Consider the following 21,069-nt stretch of genomic DNA (forward strand, 5'->3'; position numbering starts at 1 on the left):
CTCCCATTTTGATTGTGTGTAACAACTTCAATCATGGCACATCGATGCCGTATTGGGAGGAGACCATCACATCAGCTCGGGATAATAAACGCTTATCAAACCGTTCTTTGCCCTGCTATCTGCGTTGCATTGACTTGCAATAGTCCGCTATTGGCGCAGTGACTAATACGTGTGGGCGCCTTGTTAGCAAAACAAATGGCAAGTTTGATGTGAAATGGATGAACTACGCTGATTTCTAACTATTTACCTCATCTCTTAACCTGAGTTGAGGCTATTTAATCATTGTTGAATCGCACTATAACAAAATGTATGACTAAATCAGACTGCATATGGATCTTGCTGATTTAGCCATAATTAACTTGGCAGCGAGTTACTTTTGATAAATATGCACATCGCGTTGTGGGAAGGGAATGCTAATACCTTCGGCATCAAAGCGTATTTTTACTTCGCGAGTGATGTCCCAGTAAACTTCCCAGTAATCATCGGGGGTAACCCAAGGCCTTACAATAAAGTCGACTGACGATTCGCCCAATGTGTGTAGTTTAACCATCGGTTCTGGATGCGCTTGTACTTTTGGATGTTGCTCGACAATACTTTTTAAAATGGTTTCAGCATGCTCAACATTGTCGCTGTAACTAATGCCAAAAGTCATGTCGACCCTGCGTTGATGCTCGGCGGTAATATTATTGATGGTGTCGCCCCAGATTTTATTATTAGGCACAATAAGCCGTTGATTATCTAATGTTTTAATTGTGGTTGATACTAAGCTCATGTGGCTGACGCGACCTGTGACATTAGCGGCATTGATTAAGTCACCAACATCAAATGGGCGATAAATTAAGATCATCATGCCAGAGGCGAAGTTTGACAATGTGTCTTGCAGTGCAAACCCGATAATCACCCCCGCAATACCAAAACCAGCGAGCAAGGGCCCAAGCTCAAACCCAAGCTGTGATAAGGCAATTAACAACCCTACAGCAAACACCACTTTACTGGACAGCGAGATAAAGAACTCTTGCAGCAATTGACTAAACTGTAATTTAGATGCTCGCACCGTTTTAGCGATAATTTTGGTGACAATTTTGGCCACTAGACTGGCCACAAATAGAATGAATAGAAAAACTACAATTTTAAACGTTAAACTGGGGCCATTATTAATCGTTTGATCTTTTATCACTTTAGCCCAACCTTGTAGCAAGTTAGATGCGACGCTAAAATTCAATACATCCTGGGTAATATCACCTGACACGCTAAACAATGTTTGTTTAAATTGCGCCACATCTTGGCCTAATGTTTCCAGTATTGCCGCTGAAACCGCTAAGGTAGAGCTGCTGTGCTCCAAGCGCTCTTTTAACGCCATCACATTGGCCTTTTGTTCGGGCGTAATGTCGACTCCAGCACTTGATGCTTCGGCAACGGATTTTTGTAATTTATGTTGAGTGTAATGCACCAAACTGTCGAATTGGTCGGCCCGTTCGAGCATAAATTCAGTCAATTTCTGCAGTTGAATACTGACATCCATATCCAGCGTTTCTGCCCATTGCAGTGTGGTTAGTTGCGCCTTAAGGTAATGGTCGCGTTCAAATTCACGTTGTGAAATAGCTAAGATAATTTTACTGTCATCTTCTTGGCTCACGCCAAGACGCATAGCCATAATTTGGTCGTCTAAGTAAGTCTCGACTTTCTCTAAAAAGGCCATTTGGCTTTGCACTAAGGCTACTAGGTATTGTTGGTCTGCGTCTGGTGCAGCAATTAACTGACCAATTTTGTCGTGTAATTCAGATGATTTATCGTTAATACGATACTCAGTAAATGCACGCTGTTCACCTTTTGTCTGCAGCAATAATAGGCTTTCTTGCTCGATAGTTTGTTGTAAGCGGCTTATTTTATCTTGAGTATTGGTTAGCTGACTCACGGCGACAATTGGAACCACGACGTCTTGTTCAGCACGAAGAGATGGCGACGTAAACATTGCCAAGGTGAATAATAACGAAAGTAAAATCCGTAGCATATAAGGTCGTCCTTTGACGCTGAGTTTTGCATATAATAGTCGAAAATTCCTGTTGGAGCCAAGTACAGTAATGGGTCGGTTAATTTGTTATACTTGCCGCCATTATTGAACCGAGGGAATTCTCATGTCGCTGCAATGTGCTCATTGCTATAAATCTTTTTCAATTGCGAAAGTGACTGGCAGTCGCGGCAAAGGTTTGTCGGTAGAAGTGCAATGTCCGCACTGTTTGGCTTGGCTTGGGCATAATAAATTACTGGCAATTGCCAAAATAGTGGGGTTTTATGGTGGCGTAATCTCAGCCGCAGTAGGTTATTTTGTTGAGGGTGTTGGATTTATCACCACGCCATTGATTATTTTGGCCGTTATCATGGTTGGTATCTCGCACGTTATGGACCATTTACTGCTGATTGAAGCCCCTGAAAATGATCCAAATCTAGCGCCTACTGTTAAATAAAAGCGTTATTTAACCTCAATAACTTGGCTTTCGAGTGATGCTTCAACGTAGTAAATCCCGCCTAGCACGACCGTTGCAACAATAAGCATCACTAAAATAACCCCGATGTTTTGACGAATAAATTGTGGCATGGTGTTTGTCCTGTAATGGTGATGTTTTACACATGCTTTATGGTATGAGTAATAGCTTAAGCATATCTTAAAAATAACGCTTTAGTTACTCATTATAGTCGTTAATGTTATATGTTAATTATGACCATAGTGAATATGTCACATGAATTGTCACAATCTAAAGGTTGCTTTTCGGCGACGGTCTTTTACACTTGGGCTCACTTTTATTAACCTGATGGAGTTGTGCTGGTGAGTTCCCGCATCAAAATAAGACGAACTATCGCAATCTGGCTTAGTGCCATCTTGATTGTGTTGTCTATTGCGGCGTCTGCGCACTCAGTAAAACATCTCGATGACGGCGTACAAAATCATTGTACTTTGTGTTTTCATCAGCATCAGCTTAATAAAACGCTTCACTCTTCTCCTTTTGTGTTTGCCATTATTAAGCAAACGTTCGAGCGTCAGCAATATACGCTGCCTTTTTTATTCAGTGTATTCCAATCTTACTACCACAGCCGTGCCCCTCCCGCATCTCGTTAGTCCAACATTGTAATTAATTAATTTCCGTTATCTGCTGGTTTATTTTAAACCCAGGTAGGCGGCTACTTGTTGTATTTTGGAGATATTATGTCTGCGTTAAACACACGTGTTTCGTTACTGGCACTGGCTTGTGCTGTGAGTTCTTATTCTGCAATGGCAGAAAATTCTAGTCTAACTAATCCTAGTATTAGTGCGGTACTCGATGGTTATTATCAAACCGGCGATCGACCATTGGCTGAACGTGCCGAAGGTTTTGGTTTAGGCGAAACTGAATTGGCCTTAAGCGCCAATATTGATGAGATGTTTTACGGTAAAGTAACTGCAGTGGTTGAGTCTCATGATGGCGAAACAGAGCTCAATTTAGAAGAAGCCTTTATCCAAACGTTAGCTATGCCATACGGTTTATCGGTTCGTGCGGGTCGTTTCTTATCGGATATTGGTTACTTAAATAACCAACATTTACATACAGATGCATTTTCGGAACGTCCTGCCGCATATCGTGCATTTTTAGGTGGTCATTATTTTGATGATGGTATTCGTTTAAACTATGTTGCCCCAACGGATCTTTACTGGACCATGGGTGTTGAAGCATTTAAAGGTGAAAGCCTACGCGCTACAGATGAACACGGTGAGCGTGATTTTGATGATGTTGGCGTTTATACCGCCTTAACCAAGATCGGTGGCGATATCGGCATTGAAAGTTCTTGGCTGCTAGGCTTGAGTTACCTTCGCAATCAAAATGGTCAAGCTTATGCAGAGGATGAGCATGAAGATGCCGTGGTTGATGAAGAAGGACACACTGAACATAGCCATAGTGCGTCATATACAGGTGAAAACACCTATATTGCAGACTTTGTCTATAAGTGGGCACCCAATGGCAATTACAAGTACCAAAATTTAACCTTGAGTGGTGAATATTTTAGAGTGACTGATATTTTTGCTGCAGAGCCAGGGCATATCCTTGATGCTGATGATGAGGAGATAAATTCTGATGATTACCATCAAGGTTGGTATGTAAGCAGTGTGTATCAATTCTCGCCAAGTTGGTCTGCTGGTGTTCGTTATGGCCAAATTGATACTTATGAGAATCACGAAGATCACCTAGAACCACAGAAATTAAAAGAGTCTGAAGTGAGCCTTGCTTGGCATAGTAGTCATTTTTCTACCGTGCGCTTGCAATACACTCATCAGACTGGGACCAATTTCGATGGGTTTGAAGATGATAATATCCTTACTCTACAATATGTTATGTCATTAGGAGCTCACGGTGCGCATCAATTCTAAATTGCTTTTAGCAGTGACTTCAATGTCGTTGCTGTTTACCGCGACAGCCAAAGCGGAACTTAACGTGTTTGCTTGTGAACCTGAATATGCAGCATTAGCGCAAACCTTAGCACCTGATGCGAGAGTCTATTCGGCGACCACAGCGATGCAAGACCCACATCAAGTGCAAGCACGACCTAGCTTGATTGCCAAAATGCGCCAAGCTGATTTGGTCGTCTGTGCTGGGGCTGATTTAGAAATCGGTTGGTTGCCTATGCTACAAATGAAGTCTGCTAATCCGAAGGTTAACTCAACGGATAAAGGACTGTTTTTTGCGGCCGACCAAATTGATACCCTTGATAAGTTAGCCAGCGTTGATCGTTCAATGGGCGATGTGCATGCAAAGGGCAATCCCCATTTGCATTTAGATCCCGAGCGGATGTTGACGGTTGCACAAGCGCTGAGTGCTAAGCTCGCTGAAGTCGATCCTGATAATGCCAGTCGTTATACCCAGTCATTGAGCGACTTTAGTCAACGTTGGCAAGCTAAAATACCCCAATGGCAACAGCAAGCTAAAAACTTAGCCGGTAAAAAGGTCATTGCGTACCATTCTAGCTTTCGTTATCTATTTAATTGGATCGGCATTGAACAAGTGGCCGACCTTGAACCTAAACCCGGTTTAGCGCCGACCAGCAGTCATTTAGCTAAATTACTCACCCGCGCTGAAAAAGGTGATGTGATGGCAGTGATCGTGGCGTCATACCAAGATGAGCGGGGGGCTAAATGGTTAGGTGAACGTGCCAATCTGCCGGTCTTGGTGTTGCCTATTTCTGTGGGGGGCAACGATCAAAGTACCGACTTAATTAGCCTCTATGACAGCTTGCTTACATTATTGAATGGAGTGAAATAACACTATGTTTGATGTTGAGTTACTGTCTATTCTATTGCCTGCGTTAGTGGCAGGACTATTAGTGTTATCAACCCATGTGTTGTTAGGTCAGCAAGTGCTCAAGCGTGGCATTATCTTCATCGATTTGGCTATCGCTCAAGTTGCTGCGTTGGGCGCAATCGTATCGCACATGGATCATAGAGTAGAAGCGTTACCGTTTGCTCATGTGTGGATGCCAGCCTTGTTTGCATTAGCCGGTGCAGGCGTTATCGCTTGGATGGCAAAGCATTTAGTTGGTGAGCTTGAAGCCTTTATTGGTTGCTTTTATGTACTGAGCGCAGTGGCGGCAATGTTGCTACTCGCCAATGATCCTCATGGTGCTGAGTTACTCAAGCAGTTAATGTCTGGTCAAATCTTGTGGGTCAGTTGGTCTCAGTTAGTGTTACCAGCCATGGTTTCAGCGGCTATAATTGGGATTATTATCGTTAAACCACGGGTGTTAGATGGCGGCGGTTTTTACTTTTTATTTGCATTAGTGATTACCTTGTCGGTAGAGTTAGTCGGCGTGTATTTAGTGTTTAGCACGTTAATTTTACCCGCGTTGGCATTAAACAAATATCAAGGTAAAACCAAGCTTGCTTGGGCTTATGGGGTCGGAGTTGTTGGGTATATTGCTGGGCTTGTATTGTCTGCTAGTTATGATTTACCCAGTGGTGCAGCCATTGTTGCGACATTAGCGTTAAGCGCATTGTTGTTTAGAACCTTTCTGAAATTGCGCTCATCGACAGCGGTTGGTCAACCTGCTAATAGCTAATAGCTAACCTGTCATATAAACGAGGTTATTCTGCCCCACATCACAGGGGCAGAGTATTTCAGCTTACATATGTAAACAAAACGTTGAGTCCCTAGACTGGCGTCGTTATACTGTCGCCAATTTTATTGCAGGAGTATGTTGTGCTGCTTATCGCTCGTTTAATTATTCTCGCCGTGCTGTTATTTTTAGCCTTTGTATTTGCAATTGTTATTTGCCTTTTTCGGCCAATGCATCGCGACAATGTACATCTGGTTGCCCGTTTTTTTGGTTCGGTTGCACCGGTATTAGGTATTAAGGTCATTAGACGTGCTCATCCAGTCAGTGCAACATCGCAACCGTGTATTTATTTAGCCAATCATCAAAATAATTTTGATTTATTTACTCATACGTCAGTTGTGCCTAAAGGGACTGTCAGCTTAGGTAAAAAGAGCTTGGTGTGGGTACCCTTATTCGGGCAAATTTATTGGCTATCAGGCAATATCCTTATCGATCGTAACAATCGTCATAGTGCATTTGATACTATGGCTAAAACCGTTGATAAAATGAAGAATAAACTCCTGTCAGTGTGGATATTTCCTGAAGGGACTCGTTCACGTGGTCGTGGATTATTACCATTTAAAGTCGGCGCATTCTATACTGCTGTTGCGGCTCAGGCGACGATAGTGCCAGTATTGGCTTCTTGTCAGAACCACATTAAGCTTAATCGTTGGAACAACGGCGTGGTGATTGTAGAAATGCTTGAGCCGATTGCAACGACAGGCTTAAGCAAGAGTGATGTGAAAGCGTTAAGCGCTAAGGTGCATCAAGTGATGTCAGCGCGTTCGGTTGAATTAAACAAAGAAGCCAAAGCATTAACGCTGCAAGCGAGAGCATAACACGGTTATCGGTCGCCAAAGATCGGCCATAAGCTCGCAACTTGTGTCAGTTTGGGTATAATTGACTAAATTTTTTACCAGTCTTATTTACGGAGTAATCCATGTCTGTTGAGCGTCAGTTAAAAGAACAATTTGCTGAAAATCTCGAAATTGTTGATGCCTTACTTGCTGATGGTTCAGAGCCTGATGCGGAATATACTATTGAGCATCATTTTTCGGCGACTAATTTTGATCGCCTAGAAAAAGCCGCTGTTGATGCCTTTAAGCTTGGTTTTGAAGTGAACGATGCAGAAGAAATGGAACTTGACGATGGCTCAGTTATTTTCTGTTTTGACGCCATTGCCAAGCATAAGTTAGAGGTTCCATTACTGGATAAAGCCTGTGAACAGTTGATTCTATTAGCGGCCAAGCAAAAAGTGGATTATGACGGTTGGGGCACTTTCTTTGTCGGTGATGATGAAGATGAAGACGACGATGAAGACGATGACGATGAAGTAGATGATAAATTTCATTAACAAATCGATTATTTAATAAGATAAAAAAACGCCCATCAATGATGAGCGTTTTTTTTTGGTTATAGGCTATCGTTGATAGGCGATTATTTATAGATAATACTTTTATTACGGCCTTGTTGCTTAGCGACATATAGGGCTTTATCAGCACCAGATAACCAGTTTGAGCTACTGTCTATTGCTGAGTCTAAATCGTTAATCCCTAAACTTACCGTCACTTTTATAAGCCGATTTTCGAATGTCACTTCAGACGCTTCAATGCGTTTTCGTAAACGTTCGGTAAAGTTCAGGGCATCTTCTGCTGTCGTTTTAGATAACACCACCCCAAATTCTTCACCGCCATAACGGCCAGCACAGTCTGTTTCACGTAACGCTTGCGTTAACAAATAGGCAATATGTTGGATCACTTTGTCACCGGCAGGGTGACCATATTCATCGTTAATACGCTTAAAATTATCGATATCAATCATCACCAATGACGCCGCATCACCGTAGCGTGAATAACGATCGAATTCTTTTTCCATGCAGCTTTGCCAATGGCGACGATTATACAATTGGGTTAACCCGTCGATTTGGCTGAGTTGTTCAAGTTGCTCGTTGGCTGATTTTAGTTGCAGTTTGTTGACCGCAATGTCTGTTACATCATAGACAATAATGCTGATATGAGTGATTTGGCCGGTTAATGACGCTAATGGTAATAAGGTAATGTTTTGAAACATAAAATCGGCTCGACCCGTTACTGGACGATAGTTTTTAAATTGGAATACATAGGGACGTTGTTCCCAACTAATAAACGTACGATTTTTAAGTAAAAAAACCGATTCCATTTTTTGTTTTAACCAACTGGCCGGTAAACCTGGAAACTTTTCAAAGAGATTATCACCTTTAATCGAATTGGGTGACACGCCACTGTGGTTTTCCATAAAACCGTTCCAAAGTTGGATGTTATAGTCGCGATCGAGCACCACTAAACCCACCTCGATGGTTTGTACCATATCGATTAGCCAGTGGAGTTCGTTCATCGCACTTTGGTCATTTGACATAAAAAGTATCCAAGGTTAATCGAGTAAATAGCCAAGCTTGCAGTTTAGCGTTGGAATTGAATCCTCAGTAAACAGCAGCAGAAGATCACATTCAATATTGTAATCTTCTATCCGATATTTGATTTCCATCGCCAGTGTTCGTTGCCATTTGTCTGAGTTGTCGTGAATGAGCTCATTGACACTACAGTGTCGGCCAAGTACGACCGGATGTGACTGACTGAATTTCATATCGAGTTGTTCAGAAATGCCATTTAAAAAGGCCCCAATGAGCACATTGCCGGTGTCCATCATCACTTCAATTTCAGTATTAATGTCTTCTGGATTCTCTAATCCCATTAGCTTGGCCATATCTTCAAAGCTTGAGTCATGGAACAGTAGCAGTGCTTCGCCCGCAATTCCTGCGCCAATAAAGCCTTGGCATAGGCCTGAGACGGTTGAATTTCGTTCTGTGGCTTTTAAGGCCATGGTCAATTCACTGACTTCAAGCACATTAACGTTAGGGATAGGTAATACAACAAATACATCAAGAAGCTTAGCGAGTAAGTCTGCTGCTCTGCCCATCGCGACGTTGGCTATTTCTTGGCATGCATCACGCATATCCACTTTCATCATTGGAGTGTCGTTAGCTTTATTGCCCTGGGTAAGGGTTAAAATACCGTACTCTTGAAGAATATGACTGATAGCCTCTGCACTCACGGGTTTTTGAATGAAGTCCAGAGCACCTAAGGCTTTGACCCGTTCGTGAGCCTTAATTTGAATATCACCTGAGACCACAATAATTAATGCAGGTAAATCTTGTTGTTGTACCGCTTGCAGAACTTCGTAGCCATCCATAACCGGCATATTGAGGTCAAGAAAGACAATCTCACCTTTACCTGCGCGAATAACATCAAGGCCTTCTGCGCCATTGGTAGCGTAGCTGATCTCGACATCCCAATCTTTGGGGAGTGTTCTTGCCATTTGTTTTCTAGCGAGTGCTGAATCGTCGCATATTAATATTGGGATGGTCATTGTTGCTGGTTTTCCTTCTTTCGCCTTAATAAAAGAAACTCATGAATGACCCACGAGTGTACAGGCGGGCAGATTATTATAAGAATTTAATACAGCGATTTTAATCTATTGGCGCATTATACGTATTTGCTAATAATATTGGTAACTTAGTTTTAACATTTGCTCGATTGGGTATCATGTTAAATGCTGTATTTCAGCGCCTAACTGCAACTAGGTTGGACTGATTTTATCGTCGGTACATGAGCATACAAGGCTTTATATACCCAAGCCACTCCAACATGCGCGTTTCAGTGCTCCCGTAGGATAACTGAATCAGGCAGTGATTGAAGAGAATGGTTACTGCCTTTTTAATATCACTATTCCTAGGTTCTAGGTCGCTACGCTACTAGGAACTCGCAAGCTCGCCAGAGGGCGGTGCTTCGCTCCTTCTAGGTGCTAGGTTTTAGGTCCTAGGATCTAGAAGCGTAGCGTCCTCGAAGACCGCAGGTCGTCCTAGCAGCCGTAGGCGCCCTATTCCTAGACCCTTGAACTCGGTCACTGGATAACATTTTACTCAAAAAAACCTGGTAATATTTTGACCTGCATCGATTATTGGTCATGTTATTACTATTCGACAGAGAGTACAGATATGTTAGTCTAAAAACTGGACTGACCAGTAAAAGGATGTTTCATGGAACGAGAGTTAATTAAATTCACGGTAGATAATGGTATTGCACATGTTTGCTTGAATCGACCCACTAAGATTAACGCGCTCAATGTTGAGATGTTTACCGCGATTGATAAGGTCATTAAACAGATCCGTGCTAACAAGCAGATTAATGCGGTGATTTTATCCGGCGCCGATGGGAACTTTTGCTCTGGTCTTGATGTGAAAAGTGTGGCTAATTCCCCCACTAATGTACTGAAACTATTATTCAAGTGGTTGCCTGGTAATGCAAACTTAGCACAGCGCGTGTCTTTGGGCTGGCAACGTTTACCTATTCCGGTTATCGCGGTATTAGAGGGTTGTTGTTATGGCGGCGGAACTCAAATTGCCTTGGGCGCCGATATCCGTATTGCGACGCCAAACTGTCAGTTGTCGATAATGGAAGCAAAGTGGGGACTGGTGCCAGATATGGCAGGTCTGGTGGCGTTAAGACAAATAATGCCGAAAGATAAAGCATTAATGTTGACCTATACCGCGGATATTTTAACGGCTGAGCAAGCACTCGATCTAGGCTTGGTGACTCAAATAAGTGACAACGCTTATGAGTGTGCGACCTTGTTAGCGCAAAAAATCATGCTTACTTCACCCGATGCGAACGCTGCGATCAAACGCAGTATTAATCAAAGTTGGACGGCTTCTGTGCGCAGTTTATTAGCGCGAGAGTCGCTGAGTCAAATTCGGTTATTATTGGATAAAAATCGAGTGATAGCAGCGATAAGACAAACCAAAAATCCTGACAAAGCCTATCGCGCCCGCCAATCTTGGTGGTAGCAGAGTGTTGACCGAGATCTTATATTCGCAAATATTATCTACCGATAATGGTTCTGGCGAAGCCTTCGATTTGATCGAGGGCTTCTTCCCAGCCACTGGGGTTGCTTAAATCTAAACTCATCTGATATTGGCGATAATATCGAGCCGATTTAACTTGGTTCAAGTGAAGCCGAGTCGGTGCTTGTTCCATTGAATTAGGATGCGCATCCGATGACTGAATATCGAGGATTGGAATAGACATGGCGACTAATTGTTCTGCAATCGATTTACGCTGACTTTGCGGATCAATTAAATATTCATATTCACGATAAGGGTTGATCAACACCAACATATCAGGCGTGGGAATTTTTTTATCATAAAGTAAATTGGTGATCATGCCTGCACTGTCATCAATCACGATCAGAATTTGGGCTCCTGGAAATAAACCTGTGGTGGAGCTTAACTGATTAAGGGCTTCATTTAGACTAGCTTGTTGAAAATTTCGTAGTTCAAGTAACTGAGATGAATCATATTTTGGTGTGCTTTTATTGCTACTAAGTTGTAACTGTTGGGTACCTGCCTTGGTGATATCTTCAGGTTTTGTGGCATAGTTGGGCCGGTATAGCCCTTTTGCCGGTGTTAAGCTAATACTTGCCCAGCCACGGCTATTAATTGTTGTTCTTAGGTAGCTGGCTAAACCTGCGGCATCAGCATCGGTGTCGGATGCGGCAATAATGGTTACTGAACCGAAGTGTTTTTTGCTCTGCCAAGACCTAACGAGAACTTTACTTTGCTTGCCGTCGATAGTGACAAATTTAATTTCATCAGCAGACAGGTGAGCATATTGTTGCTGCGCCTGTGTGAAGGGCATCGTCGCCAATATGCTTATCGATACGATTAATAACTGACTAAGTCGACCTAGTTGCACGATAACCTCGAGCGAATAACATCATAATATGATTAGCTTAATGTATTTTGGTGGCAAAAAACAATGCCCTGATAAACAGGGCATTGTTGATACAAGATTGTTGCTACAAAATTGTGTAATGCTAACTCACCCCCACGGTTAATCCGAGTGGCGGTGAGCGAGTTGTTATACGTGGCTGACAAGCACCATGCGTATTGCATCAAGTTGTAATTGACTGTTGTCCATGTAGCCCGTTAACTCGACCATTTGGTTGCGAATATGTTCTAACTCGTCTTCGCGAATGTTCGGGTTTACGGCTTTTAGGGCTTCAAGTCTTGCTAATTCACCCGTTAATTGCAGTGTCATTTTGCTGCGAGCATCGATCACCAGTTGCGTTAGCGCTTGTTTTGCATATTCTTCACCTTTGGCGAGTAACGGGTGCAAAATAGGCTGAGAGGCATTCACCAGCTTGCTGGCAATATGACGGTTAATGGCACTTAGCTGCTTGTCAAAACTGGCGTAATCAACTTTATCGGCCATATTTAAGCCATTTTTATCCAGCAATACTCGGATGGGTGTTGGTGGTAAATAACGGTATAGCTGAGTGGCTTTAGGTGCAGAGGCATCGGCCATGTAAATCAATTCTAAAAACAGCGTACCAGCAGGTAATGCCTTATTTTTTAGAACCGCGACACTGGTGGTGCCGGTTTCTGAACCGGTAATTAAATCTAAGCCCGTTTGTACTAAAGGATGCTCTTGGGAGATAAACGCAATGTCGTCACGTGCCAAAGCCGTTTCACGATCAAACGTCACCGTAATACCGTCTTCATTTAATCCAGGATAAGTAGGGAACATCATGTGTTCACTAGGGCGTAAGATGATTGAGTTTTCACCGCGATCTTCTTGATCAACACCAATAATGTCCCATAAGCGGATCACCGACCCGATTAGATGAGTATCATTATCGCTGTCTGCTAACCGCTTGATTAACGCATTGGCACGCTCGCCGCCATGGGAGTTTATCTCTAGCAGTTTATCTCGGCCTTGTTCCATTGCCTGTTTAAGCTCTTTGTAACGATGTTGAGTATGGTTGAGTAATTGGATCATTACCTCTTCATCAGCGTCGCAAAGCACATTGATCAGCTCGTCGGCAAATTCATTGAACAACACATGACCGCTAGGGCAGGTCAGTTCAAATGCGTTCAATCCTTGGTGATACCATCGCATCAATCTTTCTTGCGCAGTACCGCGCAGGTAAGGTAAATGAATTTGGATGTCATTTTGTTGGCCAATACGATCTAAACGGCCAATACGCTGCTCTAATAAGTCAGGATTTAGCGGTAAATCAAACAGAATTAAATGGCTAGCAAACTGGAAGTTACGTCCTTCAGATCCAATTTCAGAACAAATTAATGCTTGGGCGCCGCCGTCTTCTTGAGCAAAGTAAGCGCCGGCTTTATCGCGTTCGATAATCGACATATCTTCATGGAATACCGTAGCTTGAATACCTTCGCGGGTGCGCAGCGCTTCTTCAAGGCTTAATGCGGTTTCTGCTTGGCTAGCAATAATCAGTACTTTTTTACTGCGATGCGATTTTAGAAACTCAATTAACCAGTCTACCCGTGGATCAAACTTCCACCAACTGGCGCTGTCGCTTTCAAAGGCTTGATACAGTTTTTCAGGGCTTAATGCCTGGGCGGCTTTTTCTTTTGGTTGTTTGGCGCTGCCCATCATGGCGTTAACGCGTTCAGCAGTAACGTATTGTGGAGGCATCTCATGAGGGTAAGCATTAAATAAACGTTTCGGAAAGCCTTTCACTGATGCGCGGCTATTTCGATAAAGAACACGGCCTGTACCATGACGGTCGAGTAATTCTTGGAGTAATTCCTGTCGTGCTGCTTGTTGTGCTTCAACGTCAACCTCTGTTGACTGGATTAAGCGAATGCTTGGCTGTATGTCTTTTTCGCTAAGCAATTCGGTTAAACTATTAATGGCACTGTCGGGTAATTTAGTGTCTTTAGTTAATGCTTCAGCCGCTTCTGCTACATCTTTATAGCCTGATTCTTCAGTTAAGAAAGCGTCGTAATCGTAAAAACGATCGGGATCGAGCAGGCGTAAACGAGCAAAGTGACTTTGATGACCCAGTTGGTCTGGTGTTGCGGTTAGTAGCAATACGCCAGGGACCACTTCACTTAAGGCTTCGACGGTTTTATAGGCGCGACTAGGTGCCTCTTCTGACCACTCTAAATGGTGAGCTTCATCGACAACCATTAAGTCCCAATCGGCATCTAAGGCTTGTTCAAGACGCTTTTTCTTACGCAGTAAATCAAGTGAGCAAATGATCAACTGTTCGGTGTAAAAAGGATTGTCATTGTCGGCATAAGCTTCAACGCAACGATCTTCATCAAATACTGAAAAACGCAGGTTAAAGCGGCGCAGCATTTCAACTAACCATTGATGGCGGAGTGTGTCTGGCACTATCACCAAAATGCGTTCAGCACGGCCAGTGAGTAATTGCTGATGAATAATTAAGCCAGCCTCAATGGTTTTACCTAAACCGACTTCATCGGCCAGTAGTACGCGCGGGGCGTAACGGCTACCGACTTCATGAGCGATCCACTGTTGATGCGCAATTAAGCCTACTCGTGGGCCTTGCTGGCCGAGTAAGTCTGAGGTGGCTAATTTGTGGCGTAATAACTGACATTGGTAACGCACACCAAAGCGTTCTAAGCGATCAATTTGCCCAGCGAACAAACGGTCTTGGGGTTTATTAAAGCGAATGTTGTGATTCAGCATTGTCTCACGAAGACTGACTTTTTCTTGAGTTTCGCTATGAATACCATGGTAAATCACCAATTGATTTTTTTCTTCAAGCTCTTCAATGGTGATACTCCAACCATCACCGCTTTCAACAGTGTCACCTGGGTTAAAAATAACCCGGGTTAAGGGAGCTTCACTGCGGGAAAACATCCGGTTTTCTCCAGTGGCAGGGAATAGCAGCGTAATCATGCGGCCTTCAACTTGAACGACTGTCCCTAATCCGAGTTCTGACTCGGTATCACTTATCCAGCGTTGACCTAAGGCAAACGACATCTATTACTCTCATTTATTGCGTGAAACAAAAAAGGGGGCGTATGTTAAACCAAACCCATCCAGATTGAAATTCTAGCATTGATTTATCGTTCAGATATTCATTTTTACATCATATTGACATGTTAGCGTCATATTGACGTCATAGTGTGAAACAAAGGCGATAGTGATGATATTGAGTTCTTACTCGACAAGTGGCATATTTTATTGAGGCAAGCATTGCGCATGGCAATGGCCTGTTTTCAAAGAGGCTTTAATTATTCCTTTAATGTTATACGTTTAGCTAAGTGATATTGATAACTTTTCATTGAGAGCACTCTGGAGGCACCATGGAACAAAACGACAGAAAGTTGTTTGTACTGGATACCAACGTGTTACTGCATGAACCTTTAGCGATATATTCGTTTAAAGAACATGACGTAATTATTCCCATGACTGTGTTAGAAGAACTCGATAGCATCAAGGATAGGAAGCGAGATGTCAGTCGTGATGCACGGGTTGCCATACGTGCATTAGAAGATATTTTGGGTGGTCCCACGACTCCGGAGCAAATTTTAAAAGGCGTTGCGTTGCCCACTCGTGAAGAACATTCAGACGTTTCTGGTCATTTGTCGATTTTCCCAGATCACCAAATAGAGTTTATTATCGGCTCACTACCCGGTGATAATAACGATAACCGCATTATCAACACCGCGCTGCATTTACAAAAAATCCATTCTCCCCGCACCGTGGTGTTAGTTACCAAAGACATTAACATGCGCTTAAAAGCCAAAGGCGCGGGTATTGAGCGAGTAGAAGATTACCGCAGCGATCAGTTGATTGATGATGTGCGATTTCTCGCCAAAGGCTTTTATCAATTCTCCGGAGATTTTTGGCAAAATGTCGATAAAGTGTCGACGGATCGTAAAGATCGTCATACGGTTCATCAAGTGCCATTGGAGCATCTTGGTAATGAAAACTTTTACCTTAATCAGTATTTAATTGACGACAGTTCTGATTTTTGTGGCCGTGTTGCCAGTAAAACTGAGCAACATTTGCAGATAATTGATCGCGGCCGTGATCGCTTATTACATCATCAAGCGTGGGGGGTGAAGCCGAAGAATATTTATCAAGGCATGGCGTTGGATGCTTTGCTGGACCCTGACATTGAATTGATTATTTTGACTGGCCCCGCGGGGTGCGGTAAGACGCTATTAGCCATGGCGGCGGCATTAGAACTGGTGGTTGAACGCAAGCGGTATGACAAAATTATTGTCACCCGTAACACTCCCGAAATTGCTGAATCGATAGGTTTTTTACCGGGCACCGAAGAAGAGAAAATGACCCCTTGGTTAGCCGCTATTACCGATACACTTGAAGTGCTGCATAAAAATGATGTTAATCCCAGTGGCAGTGTTAATTACATTATGGAGAAGGCTAACATTCAGTTTAAGTCGATTAACTTTATGCGTGGCCGCTCTATTCAAAACTCGGTGGTCATATTGGATGAATGCCAAAACTTAACCGCATCACAAATTAAAACCATGATCACGCGGATGGGCGAAGGGACTAAATTGATTTGCAGTGGTAATTTAGCCCAAATCGATTCGACTTACTTAACCGCGGTTACATCGGGATTAACCTACATGGTTGAACGTTTTAAAGACTTTGAAGGCAGTGCCAATATTTACCTCGATGGCGTGGTACGGTCGCGTTTAGCCGAGTTTGCTGAGGAACATTTGTAACCGTTTAACCGATTGAGATAGTGGCCACAAAGAGGGTTCTATATCCCGCCATATAATAAGGTTACATTGTGTAACCTTATTAACTTTCTTATCAATGGTTTAAAATCAGTCTTAATATTTGTTGTCTGTATTATAGCCATCGTATTCATTATCGCCGCTTATCGCGGCGATTCACATTGCGCGAATCAAGGCGAAGCCTTGAAGGCATAGTGTTGTTCAGCAACCACTGCTGCGTTGTTCTACCTCCTGCGTCAGACCTCCCTGGAAGGTTATTTTTTATGGCACAAAATAGACCATGCAATCGTACGTTTAAAAACGTCAACGCAGAGTCAAGTGATTTGAAACTTGGCCATTGAGCGGCTCAAGCGTTCCACTTCTGCGCTGGATTAACGTAAATGGCAATCGCCACTCTAGGATTAATTCACCTTAAACTGAAAGCTTGAGTGGCTCTGAATTGTTCAGATAATTAATGTGATTGGTATCACTTGCAGGTTGGACAAGTGCCTAAGGAGCCATTAATACATGTGCTTGAGCTTATCTTCCTGATATCATAATCATTCGTTTTTTATTGCCGATTATTTGGTGTTATTCGTTCGACAGCGAGTCTTCCTTTACGCTGTATCAAGGGTGGTTAATGAAACCGACTGAGCCAGACTTACAATTAAAATCTCCTATTCAACGTAATTATAACCGAGCGGTGTTTTACACCTATATCGGCGTGATTGTGATGGCCTTATTGACGGCAGGCATTATGTTTGAACGTCAAAAAGAGCAGCAAATTCAACAAAGAGAAGAACAAGTTGCTCGTCATGTTATGCAAATCGATTTATTGCTTGAGTCGAGTATTCGCGCGGTGAAAAGTTTGCGTGATGTGGCGGTGGATCATTTACGCTTGGGTGAATTTGTGCGTAAAGAGCGATTACCTCAATATGAAAAATTTAACGAAGATGGTCAGTATTTTACCTTAGAACCCAATTATGCCAACAGCGGCGTGCCGTTTACTAATATGGGGCGTATTACTGGCGCTGGATCGTTAGATAATCGCAGTGAGAGCTTTTATCAAGAGCTTGAAATGCTATTTGAGCTATCATTATCCTTCCCTGTCGCCAAAGAAGCCGCCCCTAAAGCCTCATCGATTTATTATATTTCTAAGCGTCGAATGATGTCATTTTATCCATGGGAAAGTAATGACTTACGCTTTAGAGACGAACTGCTCAATAAGAAACAATTTCAACTATCAACGCCTTCAATGAACCCACAACGGAGTGTCTTTTGGAGCGAGGCATATATTGATTCGGCTCATCAAGGTTTAATTACTACGCTTGGGTTGCCAGTGTATCTAGCTGATGAGTTTATCGGTTCAATTAACCTCGACATGACCTTATCGTCGCTAGATAAGCAAATTCGCACCTATTTTAAAATGCCTGGCACAGTTATTTTGCTTGACCAGCAAAATAATATTTTATCTCACAGTGATTTCGACTCCAGTGAAATGAATAAGGTTTACCACATTAGTCAGCGTATTCCGGCTGAGTTACATTCATTATCTGAATCTGAGCTATTTGATGCCCACGAAGGCATTTTGCGAAACGGTTATTACATTCATAGTGTGGCACTGCATAACGCGCCTTGGCGATTACTGTATTTACAAGATGAAGATGATTTATTTAAAGACTCGTGGGACAAACTGCAACTGAGTTTTCTGTTCGTGGTGCTGGCCTTGTCTCTGTTAGTGACCATAGTGCATTGGCAGACTCGCCGTGCATTCGTCAGCCCTGCTTCTCGGTTGTTAACACACTTAGAAGCATGCTCACAAACACCGATTAGACCGCCTGAAAAAATAACCCGTGGTTGGGAACCGTGGTTTGCATTAGTGAGCCGTATTTTTGAAGAGAACCGCCAGTATACTCTCCACTTAGCTGAACAAAATAAACGTCTGGACAACTTAGTGGCGCGGCGAACTCAGCGTTTACGCGAAACCACCGAACGACGCGAACGTGAATTTGCGTTATTGCGATCACTCATTGATTCGATCCCTGAAGCGATTGTGTTTAAAGACAAAGAAGGCAAATATTTAGGCTGTAATAAGTCAGCTGAACGAATGCTGGGCTACAGCGAAAATGAGATTATTGGCTTAACGTCATCAGAAGTGGTGAGCCCAGAGAAAGGCTTGCGCATTGGTGAAGAAGACAAGAAAGTACTGAGTCAGCAACATTCATTACGTTACCAAGAACGGGTCAATATTGAAGGCAAACCGGTATTACTCGATACCTTTAAACTGCCGTTTTATAATCGCCGTGGCGAACTATTAGGCTTGATTTCAGTTTGGCGCGATATTACTCGTGAATACGATGCTGCTGAGCAATTGCGTTTGTCTGAGCAGCGTTATCATCTTGCCATGGATGCGGTAGAAGATGGTTTGTGGGATTGGTATATTGATTCCGAACAAATCATTTGTAATCCAGCCTTTTATTCGATGTTGGGTTATCAAGCCAACGAATTTCCACCATTACTGGCATCCATTGATGAGTTGTATCACCCAGATGATCGTGATCGAGTGCAAGAATACCGCGCTCAGTATGTCCGCGATCCGGTTGGCACTTATGAAATTGAATTTAGAATGCGCGGTAAAAATGATCTGTATTACTGGGTGTTATCCCGTGGTCGTGCAGTTGAGTTCTCTGAGGACGGTTGCAGCAAGCGCATGCTAGGTACTCATAAAGATATTACTCGCCAGAAGAGTAATGAAGTTGCCTTACTTGAAGCAAAACAAGAAGCCGAATTAGCCAACATGTATAAGAGTGAGTTTTTGGCCAATATGAGTCATGAAATTCGTACTCCAATGAATGCCATCATTGGGATGTTGCAGTTGGCGCAGCGCACAAGTTTAACCGTGCAGCAGCAAGATTATCTTAATAAAGCAGGGTTTTCGGCCCAATCGTTACTGCGAATTATTAATGATATTTTAGATTTTTCGAAAATCGAGGCTGGCAAATTAGAGCTAGAAAGAGTCGCTTTTCCACTGGATAAAGTGCTTGATCATGTGATTGATATTAATGCCATTAAAGCCCAAGAAAAAGGCGTTGAACTCTTGCTATATGCACCGGTAACGGCGGGATTAATTTTAAACGGTGATCCGCTGCGTTTAGGCCAAGTTTTAGTCAATTTATTGTCCAATGCGGTTAAATTTACCCAAACGGGTGAGGTTGAGCTGGGTTGTGAAGACGTGGGTGAGCGTGACGACCGTATTACGCTGAAGTTCTGGGTGCGTGATACCGGTATTGGTATTAATAAAGATCATCAAGCAATGCTGTTTGATGCCTTTTCGCAAGCCGATGGCTCAACCACGCGTAAATACGGCGGTACAGGCTTAGGTTTGTCGATTAGTAAACATTTGGTGTCCATGATGGGCGGCACTATGCAAGTTGAGTCTGAAATGGGCACGGGCAGTAAGTTCAGTTTTACGATTAGTTTTGAAATTGCCGAGGAACAAGTCGTCGAACCACTTGTGGTTCCAGAACAATTAAATAATCTCACTACACTGGTGGTTGACGATAACCCAAGCGCATTACAAATATATTCAGCATTGATGAAAGATTTTAGTTTTGGGGTGAACTCAGCTAACAGTGGCCCAAAAGCACTGGATATGTTGCGTAAAAAACCGGTCGATTTATTGTTGTTAGACTGGATGATGCCAGAAATGAACGGCAGCGAGGTTATCACGGCGATTGATAAAATGGTCGAAGATGGTAGCTTAGCAAAACGGCCGATCATTATGTTAATGACCGCTTATGCCGCAGAGCCATTAGACCATGAGCTGCAAACAAAGTCGGTTTATGCGGTGTTACAAAAGCCGTTTAAAGCGTCGGCATTATTTGATGAGATTATTAACGCCTTTGCCAAAGAGCCTAAGCTTAATTCCATGCCGGTGATTATTGAAGCTGAACCTACTAAGGCATCGGGTTTGATCTTGTTGGTCGAAGATAACGTGATCAACCAACAAGTGGCATCTGAATTACTCAAAAGTGCCGGGTATGAAGTGGTGATTGCTGATAATGGTCAAGTCGCATTAGATATGATTGACTCTCAGCCGTTTGATGCGGTGTTAATGGATATTAAAATGCCGATCATGGATGGATTAACCGCTACTGCTGAATTACGCAAACGTTACAACAAAGAACAGATGCCCATCATCGCCATGACAGCACATGCCATGTCGGGTGATAAAGAAAAAAGTTTAGCCGCAGGTATGAATGCACACATTACTAAGCCGATAGTGCTTAGCGAATTATTTGAAACTTTATCTCATTGGATTAATTATAAAAATAATCATAAAGACGATTAGTATTTTTCGACGATAGGGTATTAAC

General features: G+C 42.9%; 16 protein-coding genes. 10 read left to right on the forward strand and 6 right to left on the reverse strand.

Translation table 11 applies throughout. The annotated features are described in order from the left end of the window. Nucleotides 1-370: 370 nt before the first annotated feature. Nucleotides 371-2,011 (reverse strand): mechanosensitive ion channel family protein, encoded by a 1,641-nt coding sequence (locus AAEY93_RS03850; protein ID WP_124012546.1) that lies wholly within the window; start codon nt 2,009-2,011, stop codon nt 371-373. Between the two features lie 124 nt (nt 2,012-2,135). Between AAEY93_RS03850 and AAEY93_RS03855 the strand changes: the two genes are divergently transcribed. Then, nucleotides 2,136-2,465, forward strand: a complete 330-nt coding sequence (locus tag AAEY93_RS03855; protein ID WP_198554782.1) for a hypothetical protein — start codon at nt 2,136-2,138, stop codon at nt 2,463-2,465. A 5-nt stretch (nt 2,466-2,470) separates the two neighbouring features. On the opposite strand, the gene AAEY93_RS03860 is transcribed toward AAEY93_RS03855, so the two are convergent. Beyond that, the gene (locus AAEY93_RS03860) at nt 2,471-2,596 is read right to left on the reverse strand and encodes a hypothetical protein (RefSeq protein WP_267898634.1); all 126 of its coding nucleotides are present in this window, start codon (nt 2,594-2,596) and stop codon (nt 2,471-2,473) included. A gap of 228 nt (nt 2,597-2,824) precedes the next feature. On the opposite strand from AAEY93_RS03860, the gene AAEY93_RS03865 reads away from it, so the two are divergent. From AAEY93_RS03865 to rraB, 6 genes are all read left to right on the forward strand, one after another. Next, on the forward strand, nt 2,825-3,115 hold the full coding sequence (locus AAEY93_RS03865) for an ABC-type zinc uptake system zinc chaperone (protein WP_124012545.1): 291 nt from the start codon (nt 2,825-2,827) through the stop codon (nt 3,113-3,115). An 87-nt stretch (nt 3,116-3,202) separates the two neighbouring features. Then, nucleotides 3,203-4,399 (forward strand): porin family protein, encoded by a 1,197-nt coding sequence (locus AAEY93_RS03870; RefSeq protein ID WP_124012544.1) that lies wholly within the window; start codon nt 3,203-3,205, stop codon nt 4,397-4,399. After that, nucleotides 4,383-5,288 (forward strand): metal ABC transporter solute-binding protein, Zn/Mn family, encoded by a 906-nt coding sequence (locus tag AAEY93_RS03875; protein WP_164839436.1) that lies wholly within the window; start codon nt 4,383-4,385, stop codon nt 5,286-5,288. The genes AAEY93_RS03870 and AAEY93_RS03875 overlap by 17 nt, the downstream gene beginning before the upstream one ends. A gap of 4 nt (nt 5,289-5,292) precedes the next feature. Continuing rightward, the gene (locus tag AAEY93_RS03880; protein ID WP_124012543.1) at nt 5,293-6,081 is read left to right on the forward strand and encodes a metal ABC transporter permease; all 789 of its coding nucleotides are present in this window, start codon (nt 5,293-5,295) and stop codon (nt 6,079-6,081) included. Between the two features lie 140 nt (nt 6,082-6,221). After that, nucleotides 6,222-6,956: a 1-acylglycerol-3-phosphate O-acyltransferase gene (locus AAEY93_RS03885; protein ID WP_101034004.1), complete on the forward strand. Its 735-nt coding sequence runs from the start codon at nt 6,222-6,224 to the stop codon at nt 6,954-6,956. A 101-nt stretch (nt 6,957-7,057) separates the two neighbouring features. After that, nucleotides 7,058-7,471 (forward strand): ribonuclease E inhibitor RraB, encoded by a 414-nt coding sequence (rraB, locus tag AAEY93_RS03890; RefSeq protein WP_124012542.1) that lies wholly within the window; start codon nt 7,058-7,060, stop codon nt 7,469-7,471. A gap of 83 nt (nt 7,472-7,554) precedes the next feature. Here rraB and AAEY93_RS03895 read toward each other — a convergent pair whose 3' ends face one another. Together AAEY93_RS03895 and AAEY93_RS03900 are read right to left on the reverse strand one after the other, a co-directional pair. Beyond that, nucleotides 7,555-8,511 (reverse strand): GGDEF domain-containing protein, encoded by a 957-nt coding sequence (locus AAEY93_RS03895; protein ID WP_124012541.1) that lies wholly within the window; start codon nt 8,509-8,511, stop codon nt 7,555-7,557. A gap of 15 nt (nt 8,512-8,526) precedes the next feature. Beyond that, nucleotides 8,527-9,522: a response regulator gene (locus tag AAEY93_RS03900; RefSeq protein WP_351075077.1), complete on the reverse strand. Its 996-nt coding sequence runs from the start codon at nt 9,520-9,522 to the stop codon at nt 8,527-8,529. Between the two features lie 670 nt (nt 9,523-10,192). On the opposite strand from AAEY93_RS03900, the gene AAEY93_RS03905 reads away from it, so the two are divergent. Then, a complete protein-coding gene (locus tag AAEY93_RS03905) occupies nt 10,193-10,999 on the forward strand; it encodes a crotonase/enoyl-CoA hydratase family protein (protein WP_124012540.1) in 807 nt (268 codons plus the stop codon). A gap of 34 nt (nt 11,000-11,033) precedes the next feature. On the opposite strand, the gene AAEY93_RS03910 is transcribed toward AAEY93_RS03905, so the two are convergent. Beyond that, nucleotides 11,034-11,849, reverse strand: a complete 816-nt coding sequence (locus AAEY93_RS03910; protein WP_124012539.1) for a DUF3530 family protein — start codon at nt 11,847-11,849, stop codon at nt 11,034-11,036. A 222-nt stretch (nt 11,850-12,071) separates the two neighbouring features. Next, nucleotides 12,072-14,978: an RNA polymerase-associated protein RapA gene (rapA, locus tag AAEY93_RS03915; protein ID WP_124012538.1), complete on the reverse strand. Its 2,907-nt coding sequence runs from the start codon at nt 14,976-14,978 to the stop codon at nt 12,072-12,074. A 326-nt stretch (nt 14,979-15,304) separates the two neighbouring features. Here rapA and AAEY93_RS03920 point away from each other — a divergent pair, with 326 nt between their 5' ends. Together AAEY93_RS03920 and AAEY93_RS03925 are read left to right on the forward strand one after the other, a co-directional pair. Then, nucleotides 15,305-16,699, forward strand: a complete 1,395-nt coding sequence (locus tag AAEY93_RS03920; protein ID WP_124012537.1) for a PhoH family protein — start codon at nt 15,305-15,307, stop codon at nt 16,697-16,699. Between the two features lie 634 nt (nt 16,700-17,333). Next, a complete protein-coding gene (locus AAEY93_RS03925) occupies nt 17,334-21,044 on the forward strand; it encodes a response regulator (protein WP_351075080.1) in 3,711 nt (1,236 codons plus the stop codon). Nucleotides 21,045-21,069 lie beyond the last annotated feature (25 nt).

This window comes from Shewanella sp. CAL98-MNA-CIBAN-0140 (genome assembly GCF_040309905.1).
In the GTDB taxonomy this organism is placed as follows: domain Bacteria; phylum Pseudomonadota; class Gammaproteobacteria; order Enterobacterales; family Shewanellaceae; genus Shewanella; species Shewanella psychromarinicola.

Coding starts and splice junctions, on each gene's coding strand:
- AAEY93_RS03850 (WP_124012546.1), bottom strand. CDS start 2,011: ATGCTACGGATTTTACTTTCGTTATTATTCACCTTGGCAATGTTTACG.
- AAEY93_RS03855 (WP_198554782.1), top strand. CDS start 2,136: ATGTCGCTGCAATGTGCTCATTGCTATAAATCTTTTTCAATTGCGAAA.
- AAEY93_RS03860 (WP_267898634.1), bottom strand. CDS start 2,596: ATGCCACAATTTATTCGTCAAAACATCGGGGTTATTTTAGTGATGCTT.
- AAEY93_RS03870 (WP_124012544.1), top strand. CDS start 3,203: ATGTCTGCGTTAAACACACGTGTTTCGTTACTGGCACTGGCTTGTGCT.
- AAEY93_RS03880 (WP_124012543.1), top strand. CDS start 5,293: ATGTTTGATGTTGAGTTACTGTCTATTCTATTGCCTGCGTTAGTGGCA.
- rraB (WP_124012542.1), top strand. CDS start 7,058: ATGTCTGTTGAGCGTCAGTTAAAAGAACAATTTGCTGAAAATCTCGAA.
- AAEY93_RS03895 (WP_124012541.1), bottom strand. CDS start 8,511: ATGTCAAATGACCAAAGTGCGATGAACGAACTCCACTGGCTAATCGAT.
- AAEY93_RS03900 (WP_351075077.1), bottom strand. CDS start 9,522: ATGACCATCCCAATATTAATATGCGACGATTCAGCACTCGCTAGAAAA.
- AAEY93_RS03905 (WP_124012540.1), top strand. CDS start 10,193: ATGGAACGAGAGTTAATTAAATTCACGGTAGATAATGGTATTGCACAT.
- AAEY93_RS03910 (WP_124012539.1), bottom strand. CDS start 11,849: ATGCCCTTCACACAGGCGCAGCAACAATATGCTCACCTGTCTGCTGAT.
- rapA (WP_124012538.1), bottom strand. CDS start 14,978: ATGTCGTTTGCCTTAGGTCAACGCTGGATAAGTGATACCGAGTCAGAA.
- AAEY93_RS03920 (WP_124012537.1), top strand. CDS start 15,305: ATGGAACAAAACGACAGAAAGTTGTTTGTACTGGATACCAACGTGTTA.
- AAEY93_RS03925 (WP_351075080.1), top strand. CDS start 17,334: ATGAAACCGACTGAGCCAGACTTACAATTAAAATCTCCTATTCAACGT.